The organism is Paraburkholderia diazotrophica (genome assembly GCF_900108945.1).
GTDB lineage: Bacteria > Pseudomonadota > Gammaproteobacteria > Burkholderiales > Burkholderiaceae > Paraburkholderia > Paraburkholderia diazotrophica.
Genome location: NZ_FNYE01000106.1, coordinates 1 through 1,602, shown reverse-complemented (window position 1 = coordinate 1,602; position 1,602 = coordinate 1). Strand labels below are relative to the sequence as shown.

1 protein-coding gene is annotated in these 1,602 nt (G+C 56.2%); it reads left to right on the top strand.

Annotation, left to right across the window (positions count from 1 at the left end; all coding sequences use genetic code 11):
- Positions 1-508: 508 nt before the first annotated feature.
- On the top strand, positions 509-1,602 hold a 1,094-nt coding region (locus BMW76_RS40045; RefSeq protein ID WP_090874174.1), incomplete at its 3' end, for an amino acid permease.

The window sequence follows — 1,602 nt, the reverse complement described above, 5'->3', positions numbered from 1 at the left end:
AGGGGCATGGGTACATGCGCGCAAACCTTGGCTGTCCGCGTTCCACCGTGGACGAAGCAATTCGCCGTCTGACCACCGCGCTCGCTGAACTCTGAAACAGCAATTGGCGAGAGCGAACGAGCGTCCCGTTCAACGACGGCGCGACGAAAATCCATGCGTGGTCGCATCCGTGCAACACCCGATGCGCTGAGCCGATGCTAACGCCGGAAGCGGCGTGGCACAGGACTACGATGCACGGGGCACCCCTTTAGACGACGTACATCGGACTGCGCGATTGGTTTGATCATCGACGCTACGAGAAGGGATGTGTGCCGGAACCTGAGAAAGCAAATTGTGTAATTAGGATAACGACAAAAATAAAGAGCCCGCTCAGACAAAGAAACTGACTATGGCTCAAAGACAGCGATGCATAACGGTGTTCGCGCCAGGCTTTCCACGGCCACAACGTGCGATCAAACCCTCTTTCCAATCTAAAAAACAACATTCGATTAACTTCCTTGGAGGCGACATGAGCAACAACGTCGAAGCACAGGCATACGAGCGGGAAGATCTGAAAAGAGATCTTAAGAACCGCCAGATGATTGCCATCGGCGGCGCAATCGGCACGGGACTGTTCTACGGATCTTCCTGGGCAATCAGAACGGCTGGCCCGGCCATTCTGCTGGTTTTTCTGCTTGCCGCTATCGCCATCTATTTCGTCATGCGGGCGCTCGGTGAAATGGCCGTGGAAGAACCGGTGTCCGGCTCCTACGTGTCGTATTCGAACCGCTACATTCACCGCTTCGCAGGCTTTCTGAACGGTTGGAACGCATTCATCTTTCTGCTCGCGACCAGTGCGGCCGACCTGAATGCATTGGGGAATTACGTTCACTTCTGGTTCCCGCACATTCCGATCTGGGTGACGGCCGGCGCCGCGGTATCGCTGATGTTTGTCGTCAATATCATCGGCGTCAAGATATACGGTGAAGCCGAGTTCTGGTTCTCGCTCGTCAAGGTGATCGCGATCGTCGCCATGATCATCTTTGGCGTCGGCATGATCGTGTTTGGCATCGGCAACAACGGCGTGCCCGTCGGTTATCACAACCTCGTCGACCACGGCGGATTCTTTGCCAAGGGAGCGAGCGGCACATTCCTCGCGGTCGTGATGGTCGCGTTCTCATTCGGCGGTGTCGAAAATCTCGGTCTCGCGGCCGGCGAAGCGAAGGATGTCAAAACGACGATGCCGAAGGCCGTCAATGCCACGTTCTGGCGATTGCTGATTTTCTACGTCGGTGCGATCGCAGTTCTGCTGATGGTTTTCCCGTGGACGTCGTTGACGACGAAGGGTAGCCCGTTCGTCGAGGTCTTCACGAAGTTCGGCATTCCGGCCGCAGCGAGCATCATGAATCTGGTCGTGATCATGGCGGTGCTGTCAGCAGTCAACGCGAGCGTGTTCACCAATAGCCGCACGTTTTACAACCTGTCGCTGCAGAAGAACGCGCCGGCATTTCTCGGCGTCACCAATTCACGCAAGGTGCCGCACCGTGCGATTCTGATGGTGTTTGCCGCGATGTTCGCGGGTGTGCTGCTGAACTACATCATGCCTGAGCAGGCGTTCGAACT